Origin of the sequence: Halorubrum trapanicum (assembly GCF_017873555.1) — an archaeon.
GTDB lineage: Archaea > Halobacteriota > Halobacteria > Halobacteriales > Haloferacaceae > Halorubrum > Halorubrum trapanicum.
Map to the genome: position 1 here is coordinate 19,109 of NZ_JAGGKE010000017.1, position 26,663 is coordinate 45,771.

Genomic DNA, 26,663 nt, shown 5'->3' on the forward strand with positions numbered 1-26,663 from the left:
CACAATTCTGTGCAATACTCAAAAGAAATACTATTCGTGTGGGTCGGCTGGCTGGATCTGGCGAGTGTCCTCAGCGAGGTCGTGGATGTACTCGCGGAGGGTTTCCATGTCCTCGCGGGCGTCTTCGAGCGTCTTGCCCTTCACTTTGGCCGTGATCTTGTCTTGATCGCGAGTGCCAGTACCGCGAGTGAGTTTGACGGTGAGTGAGACGCCGACATCGCTTCGCTCGACGTACTCGGTTGGTGCCTGACGCTCACGGTTCTGTTGCGATTCTGCGTCCGTACGAGGCTGCTGGGTGTGTTCTGACATTGATTGCGCTCTGTGATCGTTAGTTGACGGACGGTGCGACTGGCTCGTCGACTATCTCACGAAGGGCTGCATCTATCTCGCGTCCGGTGAGTCGCCAGCAGCCGTCGGGTCCTGTACACTCTAGCTGGCTCACCACTTCGGTCTTGAACGCCTTGTACTCCGCAAGCGCTACCTCCTCATCGTCAGTGTAATCGAGCAGGAGGGCGAGTGCGAGTTGGGCCGGCCCGCTGCCGCCATATCCCCATTCGAAGCCCGAAGGACTGTGATTCGCCAGCTCGAGACTCCGCTCTGGCGTGAGCTGTTGTTGGTCCGATTGCTTCTCGACGATGGCGCGGCCTCGACGACGGTAGCCGACGTAGATGACGTCGGGATCAGCCGAGGTCCGTGACTGTACGTGTGAGCGTGGGTCGCTGATTCCACTCATAGGTTGGTTCGCGGGAGGCTCGTTCGATCACCTCCGCACCCCTCTTGGGGGGTTCAAAAACAGGACGTAGCTGCGTTCGGCAACGTATTTGACAGTTGCAACGTACTGTCCAGGTATATCCGGATGGCTGTACTGGACGATCTTTCAGGGTTCGAGTTCGAGGACGTGATAGAGGACGTCTTCCGCAATCTCGGCTACGAGAACGTCCGTCAGGCCGACCGAACCGCCGACGAGGGTCGCGACGTTATCATGGAGGAGGTTGTCGACGGTACCCGCCGTGCGATCATCGTGGAGTGCAAGCACACGGGAACGGTCGGTCGCCCGGTCGTCCAGAAGCTCCACTCGGCGATCGCGACGTTCGACTTCGACGGCCCGAAACGCGGGATGGTCGTCACGACCGGCCGGTTCACGAACCCTGCTCAAGAGTACGGCCAACGGCTCCAACAAAATGACGATCCCCATCCAATCGAATTGCTTGATGGCGAGGACCTCCGGGAGATCGCCGACGAGATCGGTCTCGACCTCTACAACGGTCGCATCGAGATTCTCTGCGACGAGACGCTACGCCCGTACGACCCAGCGGTCGACGTCGACGCGCCCGTGGAGGAGGTGTTCCGCGACATCGAGAACATCGAGGCCGCCGACCTCCCAGAACCACATTCAGCGGTGACGTTCCGCCCGGTAGTCGCGGTCACCGCCGACACGAACGCCGTCTTCGAGACGTCGGTGGGTGTCATCCACCGCATCAACGACCGAACGCGATTCGTCGCCCACGCCGAACGCGGGCAGCCGCAGGTCGTCGATGAGGACGTCGGGACGCTGGTCACCGAGAACCTCCACGCGACAGTCGACCTCGACACCGAGCAGTTCGCGGAGGTGTTCGACGACGTTGAGGAGCGCAGGTTCGGGCAGACCCAAACCGAGTACAAGGAGTGGGCCGTCGAGCGCCTCCAGCAGCACCACACGACGACGGTCACCTACACCGGCGACAACAACGTCACGTACAACAAGACCTGCGAGCCGAACCGCTCGGACATCTCCGTCCAGTCGATCGAACCAGTGTACCTCCCGGAAGTTCGGCACACCACCGACATCCAGGAGTATACCTATCCCTACGAGTACTACGCGGCAGGCCCGTCACGAGTGACCGCTGAGGACGGCATCCATCAGTGCGTCCACTGTGACACGAGCGGCATCGACGAGACGTACACGTACTGTCCGAACTGCGGGGCGATCGCCTGCACCAGCCACACGAAAACGGAGCGGCTGGAAGGTGAGCCGATCTGTACGGGCTGTGCGGTGACGGAACGGTTCGCGCTGAAGACGAAGTACTTCTACGACGAGGAGAATCTCGAGGCGTTCCGCGAGGAGTACGCCGAAATGCCGCTTCACGAAAAGGCGATGGAGAACAAGTGGCTGGCCGGGGGGAGCGTGCTTGCGACGCTGCTGGTTGTCGTCGGACTACTCGTCATCGGCGGCATCATCTGAGCGGGCTAAGTGTTCACGCCGGCTCAGCGACCATCTCTTCGAGCGCGTGCTCAAGCGGGCCGTGGAACTGCCAGCTAGCCCGCTCGAAGGCTTCCTCGGTCGGGCCATCCCAGCGCGGGAATGCGGAATGACCGCTCACCTTGACGGTTCACTCGGCTGGCTCATCGAACGGGTTCCGCGTCGGGAGTTGGACAATGTAGAGGTACTCCTCGTCACCGTGGATACCGTCGGCCGGATTCTCGACTCCGTGCCCCAGCAGGAACAGCGGCTGGTCCAGATGCTCCATATTGGACGGGTCAAGGAGATCCGCTGGCTGTGCTGCGTCGATCGTTCGGTCTGGGCCACCATCCAGAAATAGGTCGATCGTCGAGAGCTTGTCGAGGAACACGAACGTCGCCGCCGTGTAGCCCGGTCCTCGCTCGGCGCGGGTCGCATCGAGGAGTTCCTTCAGCTGCGCAAAATCGCGAAGAGTGGTTTCGTGTAGTGACTAATTAGAACAGTTCTGACCTTGATTGGTGAGGAGAGACTATCTTGGATGTCAGAGAAAGGGGTTCAACAAGGTCGTGGCTACAGAAAAAGTTCAAAAAGGTGACTGTCAACCTCTAACTAATGGCTGAGATGGATACTCCTCACGAAATGATCCTATCTTTCTTGGAACAGAAGGATCCAGAGATCCGGAAAAAGTACAACGAGTATAAGAAAGAACAGCTGGATCCTTTTCCTGAAGTCAGCAGAACTTCGCTGGACAAACAACAGAACAACGCCTTGTTCCCCCTCCTTCTCAAGGCCGAGATCTCGTTACATCATGCCTCAGATAGAAGGCCAAATGCGATATCTTCTGAAGCGTATAATGCGATGGGGTTCTGCTTCTTCCTTCAAATCTTAGAAGATGTTGACATCGTCGATCCTACCGGAAAGACGCTTTCTAAGAATATAGTAGATCTTTACGGCGAGGATATCGTGAACGACTTCGCCTCTTTCTGGGACGTGTATTTTGAGATGGAGGTTGCGCACAAGTTTGTCCTCGAGGAGTTAGATGCTAGTCCCATCGATGAATCTGCGGTTTCTGGTCCTGGTTCTGACGTGTTCTACAGGGCTGAAGATCGAGACTTCTGGGTGGAATGCAAGAACAAGAGGGAGACTACGAGCTACGGCTGGGAATTGGAGAGATTTGGACGTGAGATAGCGGATAGTCTCTGGCTGGACTACGATCTGGAGGATGACGTTGGAGAGGACAGTTTTGCAGTAAGGGTTTCCAGCCGCGATGAAATCTCGGAAAAGGTAATTGAGAACTCCAGTTTCAGAGAACGGGTGATTCAGGAGGTCGCCGGAGAACTGGCTGAGTTGATTAAGCAGAGGAACTCGAAGGCAGAGGTCGAGATTGCAGACGCGAATTTCGAGGTTGAGCTGATTAAGTACTACCGCGGTCGCCATTCAGTCACTCTCTCCGAAGAACAGATGGACGCCGTGAAGAAGCGGGCTAATCTGGCTAAAGTCATTAATCCGTATGGACATCTAGGAATTAACCCTGACATCCTGGATACGGATGGCCACGGGACTGTCTATGCAGAAAAAGCGGGTGATAATGAGATCGAGATCTTCAGTACGTACGCTTTCCTTCTCAATATCCCGTGGGAGAACCCGTACGACTCCTGGATCTTCTCGACGATTGACGGGGTTACAGATCAGTTTCCAGACTACCCGGATATCATAATCTTCGTCAAAATTCCTCCCGGTTTTGTCTACCAGATGATGAGGGAGAAAACAGTCAACCACAGGGACGAAAGGGTGAGTAAGTGGGAGCGTTTGAAGGAGAAGATCATCGGGATATACGCTAACCCTGACCGCGAGAACCGGGTTAAGGCCGTTGTCTTGATGACTGATGTGGTTCTGGATGAGGTGACGGAGGAGGGGCGAAATGTAATGCTGCAGTCCGCTGTGGAAGCGGTCTATAATGAGAATGTGGCGGATCAGATCCCGGCTGAATTCATCGATCTAATCGATGGACAGAATCAGATACAGGAGATCTTCAGTAGGCCAGGGCAATTAAGCCTGAAGGACCAGCACCTGTAGACGAGATCTGGAATCGGATTTTAAAGATTCTCTTTGACCTGGAACAGAATTTGGGAGGCGTGTCGGGCTTGTTCCCGGTAGTCTTCCATCTCGTCTTCGCTAATATTGGTCTCGATGGAGTGGGCTTCTGCGTTGGCGTTTTGCCGGAAGGCGTTCAGTTCGTCTATGAAGTCACTGCCAAGGCCTCCAGAGAGATGTCGGAAGTCGTTGAGGTTTTCCTCGAAGCTGTTGAGGAGGGTGCTGAAGTTCTTGAATCGGTGGTTCTCAGGGAGGTAGTACAGGTTTATTCTTTGTTTCCCGTACTGTTTTCGGAGGATGTCGATGAGCAGGTTTTCCAGCAGTTTCCGTGTCAGTACGAGAGTGGCGTCGTTGACTCCGATATTGTAGCACTGGTTGATGTCGTCGACGAGATCGGGGTAGAACGTACCAGGGATGTTGTCGAGATCGAGGAATTGTTCAGAGCGGAACGTTGAGTGCAGAACTCCTGTTTCAGGATTTTTGTTTTCCAGGATTTCCAGGGCAGGATATTTTTCCAGTGTGTCACTATCGGTTTCGGCCAAGGTATAGATTCGGTGCATTACTCCGAGGGCTTTGTCTTCGTCTTCTTCGGCTACCTCTCTGAGGAACTGGGTTGTGTTGGCTTGCTGGTCATTGTCCCTGTGGTCCCAGCTGGCGTGGAAGCGGTCGATATCTTTCAGAGTGTCATTGACGCCGAACTCTGTCGCAGCCATCACCCAGTCATTAGTGTCTAAGTCTGTGCCGATGGTAAACCGGGAAAATTGGCCGATAAGAGTTTCCATAGGATTTTGAGACATAGACAGGGGTAGTGAAGTGAGCTACGTGTAACTACCGCCGGCCTGGATCAGGTATTAATGGACATTTGGTAGGTGAGTGTGATGAATACCATTACGCTAAGTGCGACACCTCGTCTGGTTCCTCGACGTCGTCGAACTCTCCCCGCTCAACAGGTTTCCAGTCCTCACCCGGCTCGGGACTCCACCAGTCGACCTCATAGGCGCCCGGTGCGCCGAAGACCTTCACCCGAGCCGACCCATCAGGCAGGTCGCGACGCAGTTTTTCATCGACGTGGAGGTTCCAGGTCGTCGTGGTATCGAAACTGGCGAGGACGGCCTCCTCGTAGCCGCGTGTTTCTCTGGATTCTTGAAGTTCGACCTGTGTGTTGCAGTTCTTGCAGAACACCCCCTCGAAGGGAATGTGACTGAATTTCTCGTGCCCGCAGACGGGACACCAGAGGAACTCGAACAGTGCCTCACTGTGTCGGTTGAGTATTTCGAGACTCATCGTTGGACTGACCCAGTCGAACCGGGCCACCCCTCGTGCCCGGACGAAAAACAACACGACGGACGTCCGCTTAGTCACCGCTCGGTAGCGTAGACGATGCGTGATGGTGCTTCATACCCACAGTCCGGACAGTCGAACCAGCGCTGGACCTTCGCCCCGTCTGCTGATTTCTCACCGACGAGGACGTCCTTGCTCGGACACTCCGGACAATTCAGCTTGGGCGCAGGCCGCTTCCGGAGTTCATCTCGGAACGACTTCGCGTCCTTCGTCTCGTACCCCCGCGACCACACCGGGTACCCCTCGACGAGGATAGCGCCACGCCACTTGTACCGGTAGGAGTCGGGGGATCGGTGCAGGACGGCTCGGGAACCGGTCTCGGTGTTTCGATACGCGAGCGTCGGCGTGCGACTTTTTCGTGCCCAGTTGGTGATCCGTGGCATCGTCGTTAGAAGTGGACGTCCGCGGGGACGATCCAGAGCTCCTCGCTCTCTTCGAGGACTCGATCCAGTTGTTCACGGTGACGGATGCCGTTCGCGTATTCGTTGTACAGAAAGATCGTCGGACCGTCGTACGCACCCACCTGATGGAACGCGTGGCGGGCGAGATCCTCGTCGCGCATAATCTCCTCGTCGGAGAGTTCGTCGAGTGCTTCCTTCACCCGGTCGAGATTGCGCTCGAACTCTTCTTTCGTCGCCTCCCAGCCACGCTCAAGCATATCTTGGCCATCGTCGGAGTCGACGGGGGCCGCGGTCGGGAGATCACCCCATCGGGCCTTCCCCGCAACGGACGTGTCTTCCTCATCAAAAGTCACGTGGTAGTCGAAGACTGCGCCGGCGTGTGGGTCGGCGCCGACCAGGCGGTCGAACACCCTCTTTCCAGTGGCCAGCGCGTCGTCGTGCGTCGATGCCTCTACCAGAGCGTATATCACCATATGCATCTCGAACACCTCGAACGCCGACGCACCGGGGGTCGTTGCTCGCTCCTGCTGCGCCGGCACCCATCGCCGGCGCAATAACAAACACGATGGCTCTGTTGAGAACCCATAACTGTTGATTGGTGTCTGGGACTGTGTGAATGGCCGAACGCAGTATGGGTGGCTTGAGTGTAATTGGTAGCGTGATTAGTTGGTTTAGAATGGTACTATAGCGGCCAATCGTCTTTGGAATAAACCGAGAACCTCAACCAAATCTGGCACCTCTTCAACACAGAAACTGCTGTTTCAGATTCCAGATGGTTCCGAATAGGGAATCAGGTATCCGAAAGCAGCCATCTCTCCGTGATTTCACTCGGAATGAGTTACGATTCCGTCAATAGCTGTCGAAGTACGTAATGTAAGATGCCGCCGTGCTCAATATATCGCACTCCGGCGGGCGTCCCGACTTGGGCTGTCACTGGGAATTCAACCGATGACCCGTCTGGCCGCTCGGCAGTCACGGTCAACTCAGCCATCGGCGTCAGCCCGTCGTCCAACCCGTAGATCGTGTAGACCTCCGAGCCGTCTAAACCAAGCGCCTCCCAGGAGTCCCCGTCCTGGAACTGTAACGGCAGCACGCCCATCCCAACGAGATTGTCCCGATAAATTCGCTCGTAGCTCTCAGCGATGGTCGCACGCACACCGAGGAGGTCGGTCCCCTTCGCCGCCCAGTCACGACTCGATCCGGTCCCGAACTCCTCGCCAGCCATCACGACGAGGGGTGTTCCCTCGTCGCGGTAGCGCTGGCTGGCCTCGAAAACGGTCGTCTGCTCATCCGTTGGGTGATGGATAGTGTAGCCGCCTTCGACGTCGTCGAGCATCTGATTCTCGATGCGGACGTTGGCGAACGTGCCCCGCATCATCACCTCGTGGTTCCCTCGACGAGCACCGTACGTGTTGAACTCGTGGGGCTCAACGCCGTGATCCATGAGCCACTGGCCGGCCGGCTGATTCGTACTAAACGGTCCAGCAGGACTGATGTGGTCGGTCGTAACCGTGTCACCCAGCGTTAGCAGACACCGTGCATCCTCGACGTTGGAGACACCAGGTTTCTCCAGCGGGAAGTCCTTGAAGAACGGCGGTTCCCGAATATACGTGGAGTCCTCGTCCCACTCGTAGACCTCGCCCGTCGGCGCATCCAGTGCGTCCCACCGCTCGTCACCCTCGAACACTTCGGCGTACTTCTCCTCAAACATCGACGGGTCAACGAAGTCGTGAACCGCTTCGTGAATCTCGTCACTACCCGGCCAGAGGTCTGCGAGATAGACCGGGTTACCGTTCTCGTCGTACCCAAGGGGGTCGTGTTCCATGTCGATGTCCATCCGCCCGGCGAGCCCGTAGGCGACCACGAGCGGCGGACTGGCAAGGTAGTTCGCACGCACCTTCGGATGAATGCGCGCCTCGAAGTTCCGGTTCCCGGAAAGGACGCTCGTCGTCCAGAGGTCGTGCTCGTCGATGGCTGCCTCGATGGGTTCTGGGAGCGGCCCTGCGTTCCCGATACAGGTCGTACAGCCGTAGCCCACGACGTTGTAGCCGAGTTTCTCAAGATACGGAAGCAGTCCCGACGCTTCGAGATACTGGGTTACGACGCGGCTGCCAGGTGCGAGGCTCGTCTTGACGTAGTCCGGGACGTCGAGGCCCCGCTCGACAGCATTTTTCGCCAGGAGCCCGGCTGCCAGCATCACGGAGGGATTCGATGTGTTCGTACAGCTGGTGATCGCGCTAACGACGACGCTCCCGTGCCCGATCTCGACGTCGGTCCCATCAACCGTTACTGTCGCACGCTCCGTGAGCGGTCCCAGGTCCGGTTTCTCAGTCTGGGCCTCTTGCTGAACGCCGCCGTTTGTTCGTTCGACGTCGGTTGGTTCACCGGTCAACTCGGTCTGGGTGTTGCCGCCCTCTGCGATCCAGCGGTCGATGGCCTCCTGGTCCACGTCGCCGAGGTCCTCCTCGAACTCGCCGTGAAGCAACTCCCGGAAATGGCTCCGCATGTCGCCCATCTCGACACGTGACTGCGGCTTCTTCGGCCCGGCAAGACTCGGTGTCACCGTCGAGAGATCCAGTTCGACAGTCTCGGTGTATTCGGGATTCTGCTCGCCGAACAGCCCTTGGGCATCGAGGTACTCTCGCACGAGTTCGATGTGGTCCTCGTCGCGCCCCGTCAGTTTGAGGTAATCGAGGGTGGCCTCGTCGACGGGGAACATGCTGATGGTCGAACCTTGCTCGGGCGCCATATTCGCGATCGTTGCCCGGTCAGGGACGGTCAGCGTCTCCACGGCTGGCCCGTAGAACTCGACGAACCGGTCGACGACACCGACGTCACGGAGCAGTTCGGTGACGTGCAGTACGAGGTCGGTCGCTGTCGCGCCCTCAGGGAGTTCGCCGGTGAGTCGAACGCCGACGACTTCGGGGACGTTCATCGTGATGGGCTGGCCGAGCATCGCGGCCTCGGCTTCGATGCCGCCGACGCCCCAGCCGACGACGCCGATGCCCCCGATCATCGGGGTGTGGCTGTCTGTCCCGACGAGCGTGTCCGGGAACAGCCAGTTCTCACCGTCATGCTCGCGCTCGTGGACGACCCGTCCGAGGTGCTCTAGGTTCACCTGGTGAACGATACCCGTCCCGGGTGGCACGACACTGAAGTCATCAAAGGCGTTTTGTGCCCACTTCAGTGCGCGGTACCGTTCCCCGTTGCGTTCGTATTCGAGTTCGACGTTCTTCTCGTAGGCCTCCTCGTTGCCGAAATAGTCCACTTGGACGCTGTGGTCGATGACCAGGTCGATGGGGACCTCCGGTTCGACGAGACTCGGGTCTCGATCCTGGCGGTCGACGGCCGACCGTAGAGCGGCCAGGTCAACGACGGCCGGGACGCCGGTGAGGTCTTGCAGGATGACCCGGGACGGTTGGAACGGGATGTCGGCGTCGGGCACGTCCGGTTGCCAGCCAGCGAGGTCACGGATGTCTTCCTCGGTGATGTCCTCCCCGTCGGCATTTCGGAGCACGGATTCGAGGAGGACACGGATGCTGACCGGTAGGTTGTCGAGGTCACAGAGGCCTTGCTCTTCGAGGACGGTGAGGTCGGCCATCTTGTAGGCCGTTCCATCGGCTTCGAACTCGCGGATCGCATTGAAGGGGTTCATTATTGTGGAAGATTTCAAACGGAGTAACCGTTATTCTTGTCCCCGCTCTCGGGAGACGGGATTCGAGCAGTTCGACTTATACGTTGGACCCGCCCGAAGGGGTTCAAAGAGCTCGTTGCTCTCACGGTCGACGCGTGATACAGTTCTGGGGTGACACTGTCTTCTTCGGTAACGTTCATGCACTCGTTTCTTGGCCAGTCTCACCGCCCATGCGTTCAGGCGCGATTCGCGACAGCCGCATCGCGTTGCCGGTGACGCCGAGGCTCATCCCCATATCTCCGACGACGACAGCGACGGCGACACTGACGAGCCCAATCGGCACGCCGACGGCAAGCAGCGCCTTCACGCCGAGACTCGCCCAAATGTTCTGCCGGATCACGCCGTTGGCCGTATGCGACAGGTCGTACAGGTACGGGAGTTTCCCGATGTCGTCGCCCATCAACGCAATATCAGCCGTTTCGAGGGCGGTGTCGGTGCCCGCCGCGCCCATCGCGATGCCGACCTCCGCAGTGGCCAGCGCGGGGGCGTCATTGATGCCGTCGCCGACCATCGCGACCTCCCCGTACTCCGCCTGTAACTCCTCGACTGCGTCGACCTTCTCGTCGGGTAGGAGTTCGGCGCGATATTCATCGACACCGACCTGCTCGGCGATGGCGCGGGCGGTGCCCTCGTTGTCCCCGGTCAGCATCACCACGCGCTCGACGCCCAGCTCGTGCAGGCGTTCGACAGCCCGCTTCGAGGCCGGGCGCACCTCGTCGGCGATGGCGATTGCACCCAGCAGTTCCGACTCCGTCCCGACGATAACGACCGTCTTGCCCTCCCGCTCCAGTGAGGTGAGCGCGTCCTCGGCGAACGCCCCGTCGTCGGCCTCGGTCGCCTCTTCCGCCACGACGCCGCCGTCTGTCTCGCGGCGTGCTCGAGCGAGGTCGAAGCCCAGCTCCTCGAAGAGCGCGGGCTTGCCCGCATAGTACGTCTCGCCGTCGATCTCGCCCCGGATGCCCTTCCCCGTGAGGCTCTCGAAGCCACTCGGGTCGGGCAGGTCGCCCACGCCCGCCTCCTCAGCACGGGCGAGAATCGCCGCAGCGATGGGGTGCTCACTGCGCCGCTCCAGCCCGGCGGCGCGACGGAGCAGATCATCCTCAGTGGTGTCGCCGACCGGGACGACATCGGTGACGGCGAGTTCGCCCTTCGTGAGCGTCCCCGTCTTGTCGAGCGCGACGGCATCGACTTCGCCCATCGCTTCGAGGTAGTTGCCGCCCTTGATCAGGACGCCGTTCTTCGCGGCGCTGGTGATGCCCGACACCACCGAGACGGGTGTGGAGATGACGAACGCACAGGGGCAGGCGATTACCAGCAGGGTGAGCCCGCGGATGAACCAGGTCTGCCAGTCGCCGGCGAAAGTGAACCCGTACCCGGCCACGTCCACCGAGATGGGGTCGGCGATAACCAGCGGCGGGATAGCGGCGGTCAGGATTGCCAGCACGACGACGAGGGGTGTGTAGTAGCCGGCGAACTGGTCGACGAACTGCTCAGACTCGGTCTTCTTCGCCTGTGCGCCCTGTACCATCTCGATGATGCGCGAGAGCGTCGAATCGCCAGCGGTCGAGGTGACCTCTACCTCGAGGTACCCCTCTTCGTTGATCGCGCCGGCGTAGACCTCGTCGCCGGCAGTCTTGTCGACGGGGACGCTCTCGCCCGTGATCGGCGACTGGTCGACTGCACTCTCGCCGTCGATGACCGTTCCGTCGAGCGGAATCTTGTCGCCGGGGCGGACGACGACGGTCTCGCCAACGTCGACCTCCTCGGCGGGAACGGTCACTTCCTCACCATCGCGAAGGACGGTCGCCTCGTCGGGCGAGAGTTCCATCAGCTCGCGCAGGGAGTCCCGTGCCCTGTCCATCGCGTAGTCCTCGAGCAGCTCGGCGATGCTGAATAGGACGGCCAGCGTGGCGGCCTCGACGAAGTAGCCGATACCGGTCGCCGCGATGATCGCCGTCCCCATCAGCAGGTCGATGTCGAGGCTTCGGTTCTTCGCGGAGTAGTACCCGCTACGGACGACGGGGATGCCGCTGGCGGCGACGGCGCCGAGGAACAGGACATCTGCGATGTGGAGCGGGTACTCGAGGACGCTCGCCACCGTGACGTTCTGTCCGGTGAGGAGGAATTCGAAGAGGAGGCCGAGCGTGACGAACGCCGCGCCGAGCCACGTCTTCTTCGCGCGAGGACTCGTCCAGACCTCCGATGGTGGCGCGATGTCGACGCCGTCGGTCGCCTGGTTGTCCTCATCATCGCCCTCAGCGTCCGAGCCCCCGACGACCTCGTAGCCGGCGCCTTCAATCGCCTTGATTACGTCGGCTTCGCTAGTCCGATCAGGGTCGTACGTGACGTTGGCCGTGCCGGTGGTCGGCTGGAGCGTGGCGTCAGTAATGCCGTCGACACGCTGGAGGCTCTTGTCCACCTTTTGGGCGCAAGAGGGACAGTCCATCTCGGGAACGGCGAGGCGGGCGGTCAGCTCACGTCGCTGTCCGCCGCCGCTCGTTTCTCCTGCTGCGTCCGGATTCTCTGTCATCACCTCACGGTAGGTGCGTCAGATCGATAAGCCTTTGTTGGAGTATTCCAAATCAAGGGTCAGCGTGTTGCTGGGGGCTCTTCGGGCAATCGTTCCCCGGCGACGTGCTGCTTCGCCAAGTGTTCCTCCGCCCGGCGGAGCCGGTAGGTGAGCGTCGACCGCGGCACGTTGAGATGCTCGGCCAGTTCGCCGACGTCGACCTCACGTGGGGACTCGTAGTATCCGTGTTCGACGGCTGCCTGAAGCGCGGCCTCTTGCTTCGGAGACATGTCACTTTGCGTCTCGTCGACTCCTTCCCCCGACGCCGTTGTGTCCGCTGTGCGGAGCATCTCCATCTGGGCGCACTCCCCGACGGCGACTTTGAGAGCGTCGAAGAACGCCGCCACGTCGCCCTCACCGGAGTGGATGAGTCGCCACGTGTAGTGGCGGCCCTCGTGACGAGTCTCGAACAGTACGCCGTCGCCGAGGTGGTCGCGAGCGATGTGGGGGACTGAGGCGCAGGTCGGAGTGCGCTCCCAATCTGAGTAGAGGATGAGCGCGTCGTCCGTGCGGTCGAGGATGCGGGTGGTCTGTGTGGCGTTGCAGTCCTCGGTGGCGAGACAGTCAGCGTAGTAGTCGCCGTTGAGAAAGGCGTCCTCGATGGCGTTGAGCGCCTCAGGCGTACCGGTGGCATGGTCGACCCGCCAGAGACGCTCGGCAGTGGCGTGCAGCGAGAGCGAGCGAACGCGAGCGTCGGGGTGGTCGGCGAGGGCGTCCGCCACCCTGTTACAGCCGGGCTCGTATTCGAGAGCGAAGACGAGTTCGCGCATACCCAGTCTAAGGCCTGCTACGACATAACCCATGGCCTGTAGCGTTGTCGACCAGTAGACCTCAGATTACGTCGTCAGGGTCGTGGACTTCCTGCATTCGCTGTGCTTCGGCCGCGTATTGCTCTTGGAGGTCGGGGTCATCGACCATGCCAAGATTGCCGGGTTCAGCATCGACTGCTGCTGTCGTGTCTCGGACGTCGGTGAAGGATGTGAGTGCGCGTTCCTTCCGATAGTACTGTTCTCCATCGGGTGTTGCGTAGGTGAGGATGATCAGGTTCTGCTCGTCATCAGAGTACGTCCGTTCGACAAGCCAAACACGAACGTCATCTTCAGACTGATTTGACATACTTAGACGTCCCTCGATACCCACTAAGGGATTGGTGTTACGGCTTGCCGAAACTCGCTGTCTCTAAGGGTGATTCTCCGGTCGGGATGAGCAGCTCCTGTCGGTCTCCGACTCGCTCGGCCAGCTTCCGTTTCAGGTACTGTCTCGCCGTCGACGGCGTGAAGACGCCCTTGTCGAGCATATCGCCGACGACGTCTTTGAGGGCCGCGAACTGTCCCTGGAGGTGGCCGTCGCCGACCGGCTCGCCGTCGTACCAACGCACTGTCGCGAGCGCACCGTTCCCGACGGTCTCTCTCTGTTCGACCGTTTCGGAGTCGTATTGGAGACTGAACCACAGCGTCCGGTGACATCCTCCGCGCCGTTCTGGCACGGCTTCCCGCGCATGGGGAATACCAGCTAAGTGCGACTATTGCTGGCAGAAGGTTCCGACCCGCAAAATGCCGAGAGAGTCATCTGCGAGTATTGCTCGCTCCTCTCACGGTGGGTCGTGGTGCTGTCACAGGCACTCCCATCCCGAGGCGAGTCATTGCCTGCCGGTTTCAGCGGCACGCTCTCTCCCCACGGGTCAGCCCGTTGTGCAACGTTGATTGCGCCGTTGATATCGCCCTGAAACACCGTGATGTGACACTCGTCGTTCGTACACCGGAACGTGCCTTGGGCGGCTCTGCTTCCGATGTGATCGCAGGCATGACACGTCTGGCTCGTGTACTCTGGCCGGACGTACTTGACCGGGATACCTGCCTCTCGCGCTTTGTCCTCAACGCGTTTCTGTAGCCGAGCGAACGCCCAGGCATGGAGCCGGCGGTTCATGTACCCGCCGTAGTCCAATTCTTCGCGGATATAGGTCAAGTCCTCCATCACGATTACCGGCTTCTCGAAGCGACGGGCGTATTCGATAGCCTGCCGAGACACCTTCTCGACAATATCTGTCAGCGCGTTCTGGAAATAGTCAAATCGTTCGTCAATCCGCCACTCGGCGGCGTCACGCTCTTGGAGTCGTTTCAGGGTGGTGTGCATCTCTTTGCGGAGATGCTTCGCACGCGAACCGTCACACACGAACGGGCCAGTCGGTGAACCGTCCTTGAGGGCACAGCCCGTAATCAGGGCCGATTCACCGATGTCCAGACCGATGTGTGTCACGTCGTCACTATCTGTCGTGTAGTCGGGTTCTTCGACCGGGAACTCGACAGTAACGTGGAGCGTCCACGAGGTGTGATTCCGTTGCAGGCGTAGTTGTCCTGGGGGTGCATCCCCGTCCACGAGGTCATGCCACAGCCCCTTTTGCTCGGGATTGATTCGAAGCGGTATCCAGAAGTTCGTCCCGCGACCGGGCTGTGGTACCCACCACGTAAACTCGTAATCGCGTTCTGGGGAGTGGTCAAATTCGGCGGCTTGGTTGGTGAGCCGAACCGGGTGGTCGTCATCCAACTCCTCTGCGTCGTAGGTGTCGTGGAGCTGCGGGACGTAGTTGCAGAGCGCCGCTTTCGCCTGATACGGTAGGTCGTAGGGCGTCACAACGTCGCTGGTTGCGCTCATCGTGTCGCACCCAGCCTCGAACGCCTCGTGTAGCCCCTCACGGTAGGTGTCGAGCAGATCACACAGTTTGTGCTCTTTGTGGGCTGTTGGCGGCGCGAGTGTGGCTTCGAGCGTCTTAGTTGGCATTAGCCACTAACCCCTTCTCGATTATCTCGCTGTTGGCACGCGGATGGAAGATACCATTCTCACGGAGCGCCTCCCATTTGTGTGTATTTGACCGCATTTGTTTCCCTTCGCAGACCGTCCACGACTGGTTCGCCCCCACCCTTCTTGGGGGCGATAAACACTCTCGGAAGCGATTCGGCCAAATTCATCGTTGCGACACCGTTCAGAACTCGACCTGTGTATCGGCGTCCCCGCTGTGTTCCGGCTGGGAGAGAAGACTCACGTCTTGCAGGAGAGATCTCGCTGCCTCGATCCGCTCCTGATCGGCGTCGTCGAGTCCGGCCGTCTCGATGCGCTTGAGATTGGTGAGTGAGCGATGCAGTCGATATCCGGGTGTGTTGCGTGGGTCCATGTGAAGCGCCTCGCCGATTCACGGCGCAGAGAAACCTCTCCGGCTGCGGGTAGCTGTCGGACTGGGCCTGCTCGTTAACCAACATTAGTGTGTACCTGCGTCGCTATGTTGGTTAAGACGAGTCCTGACCCGCTTTGCTGGGTCCGTAGCGAGCCGAGCCACACACCCGACACTCCCAGATCGGTTGCCCCGTCAACGCCGCATCCGGGACCGACTCGTGGGTCTTGAACCGATGGTCGGTCGCCCGTCCACAGGTTTGACAGTCGAGTTCCTGCGTCGTCGGTACCGACGACTCCTGCCGATCAGCCCCAGCTTCGCCAGTGGATTCGGTCAGCGCTATCGCTGGAACCAGCCACACCGCGTCGTCGGCGTCGTCGAGGATCGCGTCGAGACGCGACGCGTCGCGGATGCCGTCCCCACGCTGGTCGTAGAGCCTCGGCGGGGCCTGCTCCGGACGTTCCGACGCTTCCTGCCCGTGCCACCCAGTCCGGTCACGGGCGGCACTGAGAAGCCGCTCTCCCTCCGCTGACGCCACCTGTACCGCGTCGGGGAGTGAGGGCCACTGCTCGGCCAGCTGGCGCGCCGGCGCCTCGTCGAGATCGTAGATGAGCGTGTAGTCGTCGACGTCCGGCTCCGCCTCGTTGGCAGAGAGGAGGTTCGCCGCGGCGCCGCCCTTCGCGATGGCGCCGTAGAACGTGGTCGACTCAACGATCAGGTGGCCGATGCTGAGGAACGTCGTCGACGCTGCCTCGTTCGTGCTGGTGGCGTCACTCCCGAGATGGTTAGAGAGACAGAACCGACATTTCGTCTGGCCGTCTGGGACGGACGCCCCACAGGACCGGCACTCGCCATCGGCTGCCGCCGGCGCATCGGGGTAGCCACCAGCGCTCGTCGCGACGCGTTGCCGCCGGGGGGCACCCTCACACCCCTCGTCCAGCTTCGTGTCCGGAATGTGGGACGCCTCGCCGGTCGGCCGCAGTTCCTCAAAGTCAGTATATCGGTTGTGCATCGGTTGGCTCATAGTTTCAGTCGGTTTCGTATTTCAACGTCAGGATCCCCCCCGTTCGTAATGGCCTCTTGATTATGCGAGACAGTACAAACATATATGTGGGTTAAGCGCTAACACAGTCGCAAGAGGTGCCAAGCATGTCCGAATCCTCGGGAGATGGCGTCCCGTCGTGGACTGAATCGATGAGCGCCCGCGACCGTATTCGAGCGGTCGCTGAGACGCTTCGCGAACCGCGGTCGGTCAACTGGATTAGCGAACAGGCCGACGCTGCCTGGAGTACGACCAACGAGGAACTCCAGGATCTCGTCGACCAGGGCCAGCTGCGCCGCGTCGAGGCCGGCGAGACCACGCGCTATCAGCCGGACTATACGCGACTGCTCTTCGAGGAGATCCGCACGCTCATCGAAGAGAACACGCGCGAGGAGCTACGCAACGAATTGGCCGCGATCACCGAGGAGATCGAGGAGTGGCAGGCAACCTACGACGTCGAGACGTGGGAGGAGCTCGAACAGTCGCTCGCCGACGGCGACCTCGCAAGTGCCGAGCTCCGCGAGCGCCGCGACGTCATCGCGTTCTGGCGTGAGAACGAGGAAGATCGCCGCCTCATCAAACACGCCTTGGAACTCTACTCTGACGTCGAAGCCGCCCGCGAACAGATGACCGACGTGGCCGACCGCGCCACGAGCTAATCCTCCTCTCTCACAGCATGATCTTTCTCGCCGGTCGCGACCGCTATACACAGCGGACCCTCCTGCGCGACGTTCATGACCGATTGACGAATCAAGCGGGTTGTGAGGACGTGCGCTATCGCCCGTCTCGACGCCGACCCCGGTACGTCATCGCCGATGTCGATCCGACGACGTTCCTGAGTGACTCCTACGATGCCGCGACCGCACGACTGGAGGTTCGCTTCTGGTACCCCGCCGGCGTCGACCATGAATACTACCGCATCAACTGGGTCGAACCGGACCGGAATCTGATGCTGGGCTTCCACCAGGACGCCGATCATCCGGACCTTGGGCCCTGTCACATCCAACTCAATCACGAAGACACGCCCGTCGACCGGCATAGCGCGTCGTTTCTCGATGCGCATCCACTCGCCGTCCTCGATGGCCGACTACAGCAACTTCCGGCGGCGGTAGAGGCGATTCGCTGGGAGAATGGCACGCCCTCGCTTCCTACCTGGCCTGTCTAGACTGCGAGTTCATCGAGCGTTTCGTGATGCGTCCGGACAGTCGTTGGCGTGACGTTCCCTGTCTCCGCGACGTCGCTTTGCGTTACCCACTGCCCCTGTTCCTGCCCCGCTTTGTAGAGGCAGGCCGCTGCGAACCCGGCCGGATGGACGCCCGTCGTGAGGCCGTGCTCCTCGGCCTGTTCCGCGAGGGCTCGGGCCCGCTGTCGGATTTCGTCCGGACACTCGAGGTCCGACGCGAGGCGCGGCACGAACATACTGGGGGAGACGGGCTCAGCGGGGAGGCCCAGCTCTTCGTTCAGCGTTTTGTACGCGTTCGTGACTCGTGACTCCGCGACGCGGGCCATCTCGCTGACGTCGTCCACTAACCGCGAGCGGCCGTTGCACCGACATGCCCCGTAGATGCTGGCCGCGGCGATGGCCTCGATGGATCTGCCACGAAGCAGATCCTCGTTCTGGGCGCTCCGGAAGAGCTGACACGCCTGGTCGCGAACCGAATCGGAGAGTTCGAGCGCACTCGCCAACCGACGCACTTCGCCCAGGCCGTGGGCGAGATTCCGTTCTGCTTTCGACCGCCAGCGGCCACGGGTCTGCTCACGGCGCATCCGTGCCAGTCGCCGTCGCTTCTGCCCCGAGAGTTCGTTCCCCTTCGCGTCGGTGCCGCGACCGATCTCCGTCGACAGGCCGCGATCGTGGCGGGCCGCAGTGAGTGGGGCACCCGTTCGTTCGCACCCCTCGTCGTCGTACGGCCGCCACTCCGGCCCGTGATCGATACGCTGTTCGTCGATGACCAGCCCACAGTCCTCGCAGACCGTTTCGACCGCGTTCGTGGTGACTCGACCGTCGCACTCGGGACACTGGTTCGCACTCGATTCCGTTCGGACGTCTTCGTCGAAGCTGGTTTCGTAGATGTCTCTGGTTGCCATCGTTCTCACCGTGTTTCGGAAACCCGCCAGTACAGCGAGCCCCTCACCCATTGAGGGGAAAATAAACGCTATCGACTACGAACCTCGGTCAGTTGACTTGTGGCTCAGTAATGTACCCCTCAGACAGCTGCTTTGCCTACCCTACTCCCGTGGATGTATCTCGGTGAGTTCGACGGCCCGCTTTTCACATTCCTCCTCTACTCGCTCGTAGCGCCGCTGAGCCTTCGCCGTACTCCGACTATCGACCTCTCCTTGCTGGAATGGGTTCTTGTTCGAGACGACAATGAGGTGCCGTGATTCGGCATTCGAGAGATCGCCTAGCTTGACTAAATCCGCGGAGAAATGCGGCCACTCGTCGATGTTGTTGCGCTCGAACTTCGCGCCGGCGACGTCCACGTTCTTGATGTACTTGAGCTCGATTGCGTGCTTGACCGATGCAGCCGAGAAGTATTTGCTTCCGTCGATGAGGCGGACTGTGACCCTCGGGCTATCTACCTCCGGCAGGTATTCGAGGTCGTCATACTCCGTCTCGTGACGCGGCTCTAGAATTGCGATATCGAGGCTCCGATTCCCGTCGCCGGACATTCCGAAGTTCACCTCCGGCTGGACACTACTGATGGACTGTGGCTTCGCGATTCGATCGAGATATTTTCGCTTATACCCGGTCGCATCGGCCGTATTGTAGCCACCGCGTACCTGAATCGTCGTTCCCACCTCTGCCCGTAGGAGTTCAAGGAGCCGGGCTTGAAGCGCGGTCTCGACTGTGAACCCCAGAGGTGTCTCTTGAAATTCAGCGTCCAGTCGATTAATTGCCTCTTGAACCGTCATGGTTTACTCCACGATCTATCTGCAAGCGCGGGTGTGGTCGGGTAGTAGATACGTGGGACCTCCGGGCCTGGGTCTTCTGGGACGCTCTGTAACTCCTCACTCTGCGCGGCGAGTGCGAGGACCATTGAATCGAGAATGTCGTCTCGCCGGACTTCCTTCCGGAGAGTGTCGTCAAGTACCTGCTCGTACTCGTCGTCTATGCCAGAGCGCTTCTGCTCGAGAAGCTGCCGACGGAACGTGAGGCCTCGCTTCGAAGACTTCGAGTAAGCAATCGGCTGCCCGTTGAGCGCGTAGAAACAGAGTTCTGGATGACTTTCGTAGATCGGCCCGTCATAGGCCTCGCTCACGACCGCTTGTACCTCGTTGATTTTGTCGCTGATCGCGTGGGCTTGCTGGGAGAGACCGTGCATCATCTTCTCTCGATGCATCGCGTTCGCCTCGTCGTAATCCTCAATGGCGGCTGCAGACTCACACGGCGGAAAGAACACGGAGTTACCACGGCAGCCGAGTAGGTCACGCGCTTTGATGTCGCATCGGCGCCTACCCCCCGTCGGGAGCCCGACTGGAATATCCACGAACACTCGAGCCTCCTGGAAGTCTGATTGAACTTCGGAAAAGTCCTCGTATAGCTCCGTTTCGATGCTGCCTTCGGAAAGGGCAGTCGCGAACCATCCGTATGGGCAGGCATCGACACCGACCGCGCTCTCAGCTCTTGGCATGTTTTTCGCTGGGTGCGCGGATGTGCGGCCCGATGATGCCACGGAGGGCGTGGAGCTCCTGTAGCGTCGCCCTCAGCTTCGCAGTATCAGTAAGGCCTTCAGTCCTTGACATTCATTCTCACAAACGGATAGACACGGAATGAGCGTTTCGGCGAAGATACGGAAGTCCCACTTATCGGGCACTATCCGCTAGTCTTGGCTCACTATTTTCTCACCCGGCGTGATCAGGACTATCCCGTCAATTCACCGGCCTGAATGGCGGTTGAACCGCTTGAGATGCGTTTTCGTTTCTGGGGCCGCCTTCCCTCAAAGTAGCTTAGTGACTTCCAAGACCCGCAGAGATAGTCCTCCACTTATCCTTCGGTTTCGGGGCTATATGTCAGTACTTCAGCGTCGATGAGACGAACTGCGTCATCGTAGAATTGTCCCTCAACAGTTCCCTCAAAGTGCTCCAGAAGCCCCTCAACTACTGCCTGTTCCTTGCCGACCTGCCGTCCTTCCTCTGGGAGTCGGCGGGCATCATCGCAATTCGCACAGAATCGGAACCGCTGGTACCACTCTTCATCATCCCGTTCGTGGTCTTTCACGTAGTAGATGATGACACCATCTCCGGCCTCCATGCTCTCCTTACAGTTATGACGGCCGTAGTCAACCTTCCCCATCTGTGGGTGTCCTTGGCAGTGGACGACGCCGCCCTTCGTGTGCCGGACGACATCTCCGATAAACTCCTCTCGATTCATTTGATCAGGTTGTTGTCTTGAGATTCATTAACCTGACGAGCAGTCATAGCGTCACTTCCTCGAGATACTCACAGTCCTCCAGATAAATCGGGTGCCCTTCGTGCTCAACCAGCTTCGCCTTGAGTTCCTCCACGCTCTCAGCCATTTCGTCAAGAATACAAGCGGCCTCAACAGCGTGGTCGTATAGTTCACCATCTCCGATTTCGTCTATAGCGTTCCAGTGGATTTCCACAAGACGTGAGTCGATTTCCTCCTCGTTCTCCTCAATATCATCGTAGTCGCCAGAGACTGCACTCGCCTCGTATGTTGCTGGACCTCTATCCTCGACCCCTGAGGCACTATAGTACTTCTCTCCGCTGTTGGGATCAGCGGAGTTCGTCCCCTTGAGACGGCTTTCGACGATATCCTTCATCTTCTGCTTCTCACGCTCTCGTTGTTTCCGATTCAACAGAACTGCTCGCTTAAATACCCATTCAGTGAACGCCCGTCTTGGTTGTAGAGTGTATTCCTCTGTCTCGACGGTGGGACCACCAGAATACGCCTCATAGAATGCTTCCCTGGCCCTATCGAATTCCTCATACTGCTGTTCGATATCCTCTTTCAGCCCTCGAAGGTCATGAGCATGGTTCTCCAGTAGATCCTGTAGATACCGGTCGTCTTCGAGGGCTTCGGGTACTACACGGAACTCCACATTCTGCCCGATAACATTGACAAGCGGAGGTGCCGGTTCAACATCCACTCCGGTCACCTTCGGGAGATTCGTCTCATCAGAGAACCACCCCCCTCCTTCCTCCACGCCGATCTCGTCTATATCGCCGTGCCAGGCACGAATCCGCTTGCGAAGTGTTTCCGTGTGTCCTTGGCGGACTTCCCGATTCAATTCCCGTCGGAGCAGATCTTGCTGGTCTTCTTGAATAGATGTCTGACGACTGTAGAGGTAAACCAGACCAGCAGTCAGCGCGATTGAACCGAGTCCCGATATAACAGCCGCCCACTCCTGAAGCCACACCGCAATTGCGGAAACGATACTCGCCATAAGATTAGACGACGTGCCTATGGGATGAAAGTTCGTAGTCCGAGGAAGTACACATTTTCTTGGGAGAGGGATATCTTTGGGAGGTTATGAGCGACGACGGCTTACAGACGGTCTATATCCGTCACAAGATCGGCGTTAACGCAGACGCTATCCAATGGCTCTACGAGAACCACTATTTTGCAATACACTATACTGAGACTCCCATCACTGCCAGCAAATCGGAGGCGCAGGACCACGCGAATAGTAAACAGAGTACCGAGTGGAAGATGGGTAACAAGCTTGACTGGCTCAAGGAATGGGGACAGGATGGAATCATCGTGGGTGCCGACTACGGCACGAAGAACTCGACCTACAAGGGTGGGATGCGTGTCGGGAAAGTTCAGCCTGGAACCGATATCACGATACTCGCGTTCCAAGACAACCAGTTCCAGGATAGTGTAACCGTTGAGCCAGGCACGCCCGAAGAGAAGATCTACAACGACTCTGATACCTCAGACGAGTTCCGCTGGCTGATGGACACCGTCAACGACCGTGGTGAGGATGGATACGATGAGGACAAGATTCGGTTCCTGAAGGCCCTCAAGATTGACGAAGAGAGTGCTGATTGGGTCTGGTACCGGGACTATCCAGCCTTGCTGGCGGTACAGCCACAAGGAGGTACGTTCAGTAAGTGGAAGCAGGGTGCCGATCACCTCCGAGCAGCATTCAATCAGGTGGAGCATCTGACCGAGATCCTTGACGACCCGAGCTACGAGCAGAAGGCAAAACTCCTCGCTCCTGGTCAGCTTGAGATTCTCTGTAACGAGTTCCTAAGAGGGAAGCACGATGATTACCTACAGCACCTTCCGGTTGGACGGTCGTTATCAGATGTAGACATTATCTCCCGCCAGGAACCGAATGGGAAACGTGTTCTTGCTCAGGTCACGCACGCAGACAAGACTGGCAAACTAACCGAGAAAGCACGCGATCTCATCGAATATGAGCGAGGGAGCACTACCTCAGAGACTCATGTGATGTTCTTCGGGCCCAAAGGGAAGGAGTCGGATCTCCCCAGCGATGTCGTCGAAGATATCGACGAGTACGTTGAGAATCGCCACGTCTTTGAGATAATGGAGAAAGAGCGACCGGAGCTCGTTGAGGAGATGCTGACAGTCCCGCCAGCGCGAAAGACACCTGAGCCTTAGGACTATCACCTAGGAAAAAGACCTTCCAGAAGAGCAAGTGACCACGATGCAGACCTGTCGGTCTAGATCCGCGGATGTGACGTGTTGCTACTCTGTATTGTCCACGTGTTTCTGCTCGTAGCGGTTGATGATGAACACAAGGTAGGCCGAGACTTGGTGGAGAAGCATCGAGCAGTAGTAGCGGTCCATATCAGGGCTGTGCCGGTTCTTTCGGTCGTTTCCTACCTTAGCGAATGTCTTTTCCAGTGAATCTGCCATCTCCCGGATCTCGTCCTTCATGATCGGGTTGGGGGAGAACACGTCTTTCTCTCGGAGAATGTCGAGGTAGTGGACGAGGTTGCGGTCACGGTTGTCCTCCCAATCCTCTAGGTCAACGCAGATCGTTTTAACTGTGTCCTCGATAGCGTTGTAGAGTTTCTCCGGAATCTCGCTTCCATATTTTCGGTCCAAATAGAGTTCGTAAGCCTTGTTGAAGTCGTTTAGTGGCTCCTCCCAGATCGTGCCCATCATCAGTCCCGTCAATTCCTCGTCAGCCTCCTTCATCAGTTCATGGCCGATTTCCTGAAATCGAAATTGTCCGTCGGCATCGTGTTTCAGTTCCCAGAGGATGCCCTCACTCTCAAGGATTTGCTGTACCTGCTCTGCGTTCCCTACCACGTCCTTGTTCTCGACAGAGTCACCGTTCCACGTCTTCCAGTACGCATATTCGAGGTAGGACAACACGGTGATGGTGTTCGCTGTGAGGAGAACGTGGTTGTGTGCTTCCTGGAAGTCCTCGCCGAACCAGTCCACAATTTCCGTTGGATCGGTATCGAGTTCGAGTTCTTCGGTGAGTTCTGAAAAGCCGCGCCGAGCGACGAGTCCTTGGAACGCTTCGTGATGATTTCGAAGGCCGTTACCGTATGTCTGAAAGGCGAGTCGCTCTCGACAACGATGGGTGAGGTCGTTGTTCACCCGTGGTTCGTCGTCTCGCCGGCGATCATAGAGAGATTCAAATTCGTCGGGCATTCTCTAGATAGAAGTATCCTGTTCGGTACTATGAACGTTTGGTGCCCTTCTCAGTTTACCGCCATTCGTGACCCGTTGACGGGATGATTCTGCGAAACGAGTTTACCAGCTCCTCGTCGAGTATGCCACATGCCCGAGGACCTGAAGGACGCGCACATCCAGGACGTGGCAGACGTTCTCAGCGGTGAATACCGTCATGCAGAACTCACCGAGATTCTACGACGGTTCGACGCTGAACATCTCCGGTTCGATGAGGACGAGACTGTAGACGACATCACCCACGTTAGCCGATACGACCGAGTTTCTCACTGGCTTCGTGAATCGAATGGGACGCCGACCGGCCGTAAACTCCTCACCCACCTCGTTGAGAACGCCCAGTTGCGAGTGGACCAGCGGGAAGCACTGGAAGAGGCTCTGGCCGGCTCACGGTTCGTTCTCTCCGAGACTGATGATGGCCTTGAGTTGATGCTGCGGATCAGTGCCACCGCCGAAAAGGAGGTGAAAGACCAGCGGGGTTACATCGAGGAGCACGCCCCGGATGCTGTCCTGGAGAAGATAGAGGCCGCTAAGGATAGACTCACGAACGGCGACCCGGACAACGCTCTACAAGAGGCTCGCCGGGCACTGGAGGCGTGTACCCAGGGCAACTACAACGAGGCGCTTGACGAGTTGTACTCCGAGGGGTTGATTGAGAAATGGGATGGCAACGGGTCGCGTGAAACCCGTGACTGGCGGATGCTGTATACGCCGTACGGGTACTGTTCTACAATCGGATCGCACACGTCGGGGAACGCCTCGGACACCACCTTGCTTCAGGCTCAGACCGGTGTCATCCTCGCCGAGGAAGCGATACATTACGTACTGCGGATTATTGAGGAGGCTGAGGAACAGGGCATCCAGCTGGACCGGTGGGTTGTTTAACTCCCCTCGTCCTGCTGGTTCTCGCGGTGGGCTTGGAGGATAACCTCGAGCGTGATGTCGTCGTGCTCTTCGACGCGATCCTCGACCCGGATGAGAACCTCCCGAGGAATCTCCACACCCGCCTCGTCACCGAATGTCTCCCTGGTTAAAGCGCTTTTCACGGTCTCGGCGCTTCGGCTGATCTCTTCACCGACCTGGTTCGCGGCCTGGGTGAACCGGTCCTGCGGCGTCCGCTCGGTCTGGAGCATGAACGCTCGGGCCATCTTCGCCCATTTCTCGCCGCGTTTCTCAGTCTTGTCCCAGTAGTAGTCGTCCGGTATGACCTCGTCGAGGAGGTCGGGGATAATTTCGTGCTCGTCGTAGTCGCGCGTGGGCCGGAACTGTCCTAATCCCATATTCGGTGTGTGGGGCGTGTGGGTATTAGTGGCAACGGAGATAAGGGTGATTTCTAGCGCTAGGATGCCTAGGACGGCAGTATGGACTAGGACATAGTATGATCATTCTTCTTGCTCAGTCTTCTAGGAGCAGTGCCTAGTCTGGATCATGAGAGGTTTTCGAATATTTGGAGAAAGCGGAAGGCGAGATCGTTCGTCTGTGCGTTCTTTGAGGAGGCGAGGTCTCGGAGGTCCTGAATCCTCTCGGTATAGTCGTCATTCATCACCAGTTCCAGTTCGTAGCCGGTGTCGTCCTCAAACTCGTCGGCCAGTTCTGAGAGCGGAGTTACCAGTCCTTTCGGCGTGTTCAGACTCCAGAGCTGGAAGGTGTACGTCCCGGCGGTGTCGTATTCGGTAGTCACCAGTTTCTCGGCCCGTTTGAATTTCCGCTCTAACCGGTCACGGTTCTCCTGGTAGGAGCCATAGCCCATTCCACCGAGGTGGGTCACGACCTCGCAGGCGTAGATCTCTTGTTCGCCGTCTAAGTCGACGCCGACCACATCGACCTCCGTCTGAGTGTCCAAGGAAGTCTTCTGATAGGTAACGAAGTCACAGTCTCCGATGAATTTGTGATAGGCTCCGACCAACATCTCCCCGGCTTTCGCCTGTGTTGACATGGCCGATCGTTCTCTGGGCTCAGGAATAAATCGTGCCGTCAAGGGGGTCACGGTCCGAACGTTTAGAGGTGGAGGGTTTGTTCGCAACGCTAGCGGTGAGCGTTTAGAATGTATGCTGGCGACCGGGTTACGACCACTCCCGAAAGCTGTGGCTCCGGTTGTGGCTGCCGGCCGACCATAGGGAGGCCGGCAGCGGAGGGTGGGGTGGTGGGGTCTGGGGCGGTCCGGCACACAGCAAAAAAGAAGGCTACTCCGACTGGCTATTCTTCCCACCATCGACCGCTCTCAGGGTGGTCAACTGACCCCGCTAGTTAGAATCACGGAGTTTCTTGTTGACTCCGACAAGTGACCGAATCGGATCATATCCCTACCACTCCCCTCAGTGGACAAACTAAAATAGTCTCAGTACCTCACAAAGCATCCTCGGCTAGCTGTTTCTGAAGCCTGAGTTCTGTGGCAGAGCGGTTGCACTAGCGGTCTCGACGAGAGAATCTTGGGCGAACCGACGGAGAGCTGTCGCTGTCGGCGGCAGCCGCCGCCGACAGCGACAGCGTCGCCACTCC

At 58.8% G+C, this 26,663-nt stretch carries 27 protein-coding genes and 2 pseudogenes; 6 read left to right on the forward strand and 23 right to left on the reverse strand.

The genetic code is table 11. The annotated features are described in order from the left end of the window. Positions 1 to 30: 30 nt before the first annotated feature. Positions 31 to 309: a DUF7389 domain-containing protein gene (locus J2744_RS14240; RefSeq protein WP_210113912.1), complete on the reverse strand. Its 279-nt coding sequence runs from the start codon at positions 307 to 309 to the stop codon at positions 31 to 33. Positions 310 to 328: 19 nt separating this feature from the next. After that, positions 329 to 733 carry a DUF6166 domain-containing protein gene (locus J2744_RS14245; protein WP_210113913.1) on the reverse strand — a complete coding sequence of 135 codons (405 nt, stop codon included), beginning with the start codon at positions 731 to 733 and terminating at the stop codon, positions 329 to 331. Between the two features lie 123 nt (positions 734 to 856). Between J2744_RS14245 and J2744_RS14250 the strand changes: the two genes are divergently transcribed. Next, positions 857 to 2,221, forward strand: coding sequence for a restriction endonuclease (locus tag J2744_RS14250; protein ID WP_210113914.1), 1,365 nt, complete (start codon positions 857 to 859; stop codon positions 2,219 to 2,221). Between the two features lie 13 nt (positions 2,222 to 2,234). On the opposite strand, the pseudogene J2744_RS15515 reads toward J2744_RS14250, so the two are convergent. After that, a pseudogene (locus J2744_RS15515) lies at positions 2,235 to 2,672 on the reverse strand (hypothetical protein). Positions 2,673 to 2,830: 158 nt separating this feature from the next. Between J2744_RS15515 and J2744_RS14260 the strand changes: the two are divergent. Further along, a complete protein-coding gene (locus tag J2744_RS14260) occupies positions 2,831 to 4,294 on the forward strand; it encodes a hypothetical protein (protein ID WP_245203395.1) in 1,464 nt (487 codons plus the stop codon). A 20-nt stretch (positions 4,295 to 4,314) separates the two neighbouring features. Here the strand turns inward: J2744_RS14260 and J2744_RS14265 are convergent, their stop codons facing one another. The 12 genes and pseudogenes from J2744_RS14265 to J2744_RS14320 form a co-directional block, all read right to left on the reverse strand. After that, entirely contained in the window at positions 4,315 to 5,094 is a 780-nt protein-coding gene (locus tag J2744_RS14265; RefSeq protein WP_210113915.1) for a hypothetical protein, read from the reverse strand. Between the two features lie 106 nt (positions 5,095 to 5,200). After that, the gene (locus J2744_RS14270) at positions 5,201 to 5,596 is read right to left on the reverse strand and encodes a DUF7567 family protein (RefSeq protein ID WP_210113916.1); all 396 of its coding nucleotides are present in this window, start codon (positions 5,594 to 5,596) and stop codon (positions 5,201 to 5,203) included. 74 nt (positions 5,597 to 5,670) lie between these two features. Beyond that, positions 5,671 to 6,036, reverse strand: a complete 366-nt coding sequence (locus J2744_RS14275; protein ID WP_210113917.1) for a DUF7568 family protein — start codon at positions 6,034 to 6,036, stop codon at positions 5,671 to 5,673. A 5-nt stretch (positions 6,037 to 6,041) separates the two neighbouring features. Beyond that, on the reverse strand, positions 6,042 to 6,533 hold the full coding sequence (locus J2744_RS14280; RefSeq protein WP_210113933.1) for a hypothetical protein: 492 nt from the start codon (positions 6,531 to 6,533) through the stop codon (positions 6,042 to 6,044). A gap of 359 nt (positions 6,534 to 6,892) precedes the next feature. Next, a complete protein-coding gene (locus J2744_RS14285; RefSeq protein WP_008364317.1) occupies positions 6,893 to 9,709 on the reverse strand; it encodes an aconitate hydratase in 2,817 nt (938 codons plus the stop codon). A gap of 175 nt (positions 9,710 to 9,884) precedes the next feature. Beyond that, positions 9,885 to 12,278 carry a heavy metal translocating P-type ATPase gene (locus tag J2744_RS14290; RefSeq protein WP_210113918.1) on the reverse strand — a complete coding sequence of 798 codons (2,394 nt, stop codon included), beginning with the start codon at positions 12,276 to 12,278 and terminating at the stop codon, positions 9,885 to 9,887. Positions 12,279 to 12,337: 59 nt separating this feature from the next. Then, positions 12,338 to 13,087: a helix-turn-helix domain-containing protein gene (locus J2744_RS14295; protein WP_210113919.1), complete on the reverse strand. Its 750-nt coding sequence runs from the start codon at positions 13,085 to 13,087 to the stop codon at positions 12,338 to 12,340. A 61-nt stretch (positions 13,088 to 13,148) separates the two neighbouring features. Then, positions 13,149 to 13,433 (reverse strand): hypothetical protein, encoded by a 285-nt coding sequence (locus J2744_RS14300; protein ID WP_006183450.1) that lies wholly within the window; start codon positions 13,431 to 13,433, stop codon positions 13,149 to 13,151. A 37-nt stretch (positions 13,434 to 13,470) separates the two neighbouring features. Beyond that, positions 13,471 to 13,779: pseudogene (locus tag J2744_RS14305) on the reverse strand (DUF6735 family protein); the annotation flags it as partial. A 50-nt stretch (positions 13,780 to 13,829) separates the two neighbouring features. Next, positions 13,830 to 15,095 (reverse strand): RNA-guided endonuclease TnpB family protein, encoded by a 1,266-nt coding sequence (locus J2744_RS14310; RefSeq protein WP_210113920.1) that lies wholly within the window; start codon positions 15,093 to 15,095, stop codon positions 13,830 to 13,832. A gap of 202 nt (positions 15,096 to 15,297) precedes the next feature. Then, the gene (locus J2744_RS14315; RefSeq protein ID WP_210113921.1) at positions 15,298 to 15,486 is read right to left on the reverse strand and encodes a hypothetical protein; all 189 of its coding nucleotides are present in this window, start codon (positions 15,484 to 15,486) and stop codon (positions 15,298 to 15,300) included. 112 nt (positions 15,487 to 15,598) lie between these two features. Next, positions 15,599 to 16,495 carry a biosurfactant protein 1 gene (locus J2744_RS14320; RefSeq protein ID WP_210113934.1) on the reverse strand — a complete coding sequence of 299 codons (897 nt, stop codon included), beginning with the start codon at positions 16,493 to 16,495 and terminating at the stop codon, positions 15,599 to 15,601. A gap of 137 nt (positions 16,496 to 16,632) precedes the next feature. On the opposite strand from J2744_RS14320, the gene J2744_RS14325 reads away from it, so the two are divergent. Together J2744_RS14325 and J2744_RS15575 are read left to right on the forward strand one after the other, a co-directional pair. Further along, the gene (locus tag J2744_RS14325; RefSeq protein ID WP_210113935.1) at positions 16,633 to 17,184 is read left to right on the forward strand and encodes a DUF7342 family protein; all 552 of its coding nucleotides are present in this window, start codon (positions 16,633 to 16,635) and stop codon (positions 17,182 to 17,184) included. 17 nt (positions 17,185 to 17,201) lie between these two features. Then, entirely contained in the window at positions 17,202 to 17,690 is a 489-nt protein-coding gene (locus J2744_RS15575) for a hypothetical protein (protein WP_343771692.1), read from the forward strand. Here J2744_RS15575 and J2744_RS14335 read toward each other — a convergent pair. The 5 genes from J2744_RS14335 to J2744_RS14355 form a co-directional block, all read right to left on the reverse strand. Beyond that, positions 17,687 to 18,613, reverse strand: coding sequence for a transcription initiation factor IIB (locus J2744_RS14335; RefSeq protein WP_210113936.1), 927 nt, complete (start codon positions 18,611 to 18,613; stop codon positions 17,687 to 17,689). The genes J2744_RS15575 and J2744_RS14335 overlap by 4 nt on opposite strands. A 141-nt stretch (positions 18,614 to 18,754) precedes the next feature. Continuing rightward, positions 18,755 to 19,441: a hypothetical protein gene (locus J2744_RS14340; protein ID WP_210113923.1), complete on the reverse strand. Its 687-nt coding sequence runs from the start codon at positions 19,439 to 19,441 to the stop codon at positions 18,755 to 18,757. Then, on the reverse strand, positions 19,438 to 20,160 hold the full coding sequence (locus J2744_RS14345) for a DUF429 domain-containing protein (protein WP_210113924.1): 723 nt from the start codon (positions 20,158 to 20,160) through the stop codon (positions 19,438 to 19,440). Before J2744_RS14345 ends, J2744_RS14340 begins: the two co-directional genes overlap by 4 nt. Before the next feature lie 353 nt (positions 20,161 to 20,513). Next, positions 20,514 to 20,900, reverse strand: coding sequence for a hypothetical protein (locus J2744_RS14350; RefSeq protein WP_210113925.1), 387 nt, complete (start codon positions 20,898 to 20,900; stop codon positions 20,514 to 20,516). Positions 20,901 to 20,943: 43 nt separating this feature from the next. Continuing rightward, on the reverse strand, positions 20,944 to 21,936 hold the full coding sequence (locus J2744_RS14355; protein WP_210113926.1) for a hypothetical protein: 993 nt from the start codon (positions 21,934 to 21,936) through the stop codon (positions 20,944 to 20,946). A gap of 86 nt (positions 21,937 to 22,022) precedes the next feature. Here J2744_RS14355 and J2744_RS14360 point away from each other — a divergent pair, with 86 nt between their 5' ends. Then, a complete protein-coding gene (locus J2744_RS14360) occupies positions 22,023 to 23,120 on the forward strand; it encodes a hypothetical protein (RefSeq protein WP_210113927.1) in 1,098 nt (365 codons plus the stop codon). Positions 23,121 to 23,207: 87 nt separating this feature from the next. On the opposite strand, the gene J2744_RS14365 is transcribed toward J2744_RS14360, so the two are convergent. Then, on the reverse strand, positions 23,208 to 24,128 hold the full coding sequence (locus J2744_RS14365; RefSeq protein ID WP_210113928.1) for a hypothetical protein: 921 nt from the start codon (positions 24,126 to 24,128) through the stop codon (positions 23,208 to 23,210). A gap of 129 nt (positions 24,129 to 24,257) precedes the next feature. Between J2744_RS14365 and J2744_RS14370 the strand changes: the two genes are divergently transcribed. Further along, positions 24,258 to 25,049: a hypothetical protein gene (locus J2744_RS14370; protein ID WP_210113929.1), complete on the forward strand. Its 792-nt coding sequence runs from the start codon at positions 24,258 to 24,260 to the stop codon at positions 25,047 to 25,049. Here the strand turns inward: J2744_RS14370 and J2744_RS14375 are convergent. Both J2744_RS14375 and J2744_RS14380 read right to left on the reverse strand, forming a co-directional pair. Beyond that, positions 25,046 to 25,444 (reverse strand): hypothetical protein, encoded by a 399-nt coding sequence (locus J2744_RS14375; protein ID WP_210113930.1) that lies wholly within the window; start codon positions 25,442 to 25,444, stop codon positions 25,046 to 25,048. The two genes, J2744_RS14370 and J2744_RS14375, sit on opposite strands and share 4 nt — an antisense overlap. A gap of 146 nt (positions 25,445 to 25,590) precedes the next feature. Then, on the reverse strand, positions 25,591 to 26,100 hold the full coding sequence (locus J2744_RS14380; protein WP_210113931.1) for a hypothetical protein: 510 nt from the start codon (positions 26,098 to 26,100) through the stop codon (positions 25,591 to 25,593). Positions 26,101 to 26,663: the final 563 nt, after the last annotated feature.

What these genes read in the sequence shown, in the direction of transcription:
- J2744_RS15575 (WP_343771692.1), top strand. Translation starts at nt 17,202, where the DNA reads ATGATCTTTCTCGCCGGTCGCGACCGCTATACACAGCGGACCCTCCTG.
- J2744_RS14355 (WP_210113926.1), bottom strand. Translation starts at nt 21,936, where the DNA reads ATGGCGAGTATCGTTTCCGCAATTGCGGTGTGGCTTCAGGAGTGGGCG.
- J2744_RS14290 (WP_210113918.1), bottom strand. Translation starts at nt 12,278, where the DNA reads ATGACAGAGAATCCGGACGCAGCAGGAGAAACGAGCGGCGGCGGACAG.
- J2744_RS14285 (WP_008364317.1), bottom strand. Translation starts at nt 9,709, where the DNA reads ATGAACCCCTTCAATGCGATCCGCGAGTTCGAAGCCGATGGAACGGCC.
- J2744_RS14375 (WP_210113930.1), bottom strand. Translation starts at nt 25,444, where the DNA reads ATGGGATTAGGACAGTTCCGGCCCACGCGCGACTACGACGAGCACGAA.
- J2744_RS14265 (WP_210113915.1), bottom strand. Translation starts at nt 5,094, where the DNA reads ATGGAAACTCTTATCGGCCAATTTTCCCGGTTTACCATCGGCACAGAC.
- J2744_RS14315 (WP_210113921.1), bottom strand. Translation starts at nt 15,486, where the DNA reads ATGGACCCACGCAACACACCCGGATATCGACTGCATCGCTCACTCACC.
- J2744_RS14380 (WP_210113931.1), bottom strand. Translation starts at nt 26,100, where the DNA reads ATGTCAACACAGGCGAAAGCCGGGGAGATGTTGGTCGGAGCCTATCAC.
- J2744_RS14300 (WP_006183450.1), bottom strand. Translation starts at nt 13,433, where the DNA reads ATGTCAAATCAGTCTGAAGATGACGTTCGTGTTTGGCTTGTCGAACGG.
- J2744_RS14240 (WP_210113912.1), bottom strand. Translation starts at nt 309, where the DNA reads ATGTCAGAACACACCCAGCAGCCTCGTACGGACGCAGAATCGCAACAG.
- J2744_RS14245 (WP_210113913.1), bottom strand. Translation starts at nt 733, where the DNA reads ATGAGTGGAATCAGCGACCCACGCTCACACGTACAGTCACGGACCTCG.
- J2744_RS14365 (WP_210113928.1), bottom strand. Translation starts at nt 24,128, where the DNA reads ATGCCCGACGAATTTGAATCTCTCTATGATCGCCGGCGAGACGACGAA.
- J2744_RS14275 (WP_210113917.1), bottom strand. Translation starts at nt 6,036, where the DNA reads ATGCCACGGATCACCAACTGGGCACGAAAAAGTCGCACGCCGACGCTC.
- J2744_RS14250 (WP_210113914.1), top strand. Translation starts at nt 857, where the DNA reads ATGGCTGTACTGGACGATCTTTCAGGGTTCGAGTTCGAGGACGTGATA.
- J2744_RS14320 (WP_210113934.1), bottom strand. Translation starts at nt 16,495, where the DNA reads ATGCACAACCGATATACTGACTTTGAGGAACTGCGGCCGACCGGCGAG.
- J2744_RS14270 (WP_210113916.1), bottom strand. Translation starts at nt 5,596, where the DNA reads ATGAGTCTCGAAATACTCAACCGACACAGTGAGGCACTGTTCGAGTTC.
- J2744_RS14335 (WP_210113936.1), bottom strand. Translation starts at nt 18,613, where the DNA reads ATGGCAACCAGAGACATCTACGAAACCAGCTTCGACGAAGACGTCCGA.
- J2744_RS14370 (WP_210113929.1), top strand. Translation starts at nt 24,258, where the DNA reads ATGCCCGAGGACCTGAAGGACGCGCACATCCAGGACGTGGCAGACGTT.
- J2744_RS14295 (WP_210113919.1), bottom strand. Translation starts at nt 13,087, where the DNA reads ATGCGCGAACTCGTCTTCGCTCTCGAATACGAGCCCGGCTGTAACAGG.
- J2744_RS14340 (WP_210113923.1), bottom strand. Translation starts at nt 19,441, where the DNA reads ATGACGGTTCAAGAGGCAATTAATCGACTGGACGCTGAATTTCAAGAG.
- J2744_RS14310 (WP_210113920.1), bottom strand. Translation starts at nt 15,095, where the DNA reads ATGCCAACTAAGACGCTCGAAGCCACACTCGCGCCGCCAACAGCCCAC.
- J2744_RS14325 (WP_210113935.1), top strand. Translation starts at nt 16,633, where the DNA reads ATGTCCGAATCCTCGGGAGATGGCGTCCCGTCGTGGACTGAATCGATG.
- J2744_RS14280 (WP_210113933.1), bottom strand. Translation starts at nt 6,533, where the DNA reads ATGCATATGGTGATATACGCTCTGGTAGAGGCATCGACGCACGACGAC.
- J2744_RS14260 (WP_245203395.1), top strand. Translation starts at nt 2,831, where the DNA reads ATGGCTGAGATGGATACTCCTCACGAAATGATCCTATCTTTCTTGGAA.
- J2744_RS14360 (WP_210113927.1), top strand. Translation starts at nt 22,023, where the DNA reads ATGAGCGACGACGGCTTACAGACGGTCTATATCCGTCACAAGATCGGC.
- J2744_RS14350 (WP_210113925.1), bottom strand. Translation starts at nt 20,900, where the DNA reads ATGAATCGAGAGGAGTTTATCGGAGATGTCGTCCGGCACACGAAGGGC.
- J2744_RS14345 (WP_210113924.1), bottom strand. Translation starts at nt 20,160, where the DNA reads ATGCCAAGAGCTGAGAGCGCGGTCGGTGTCGATGCCTGCCCATACGGA.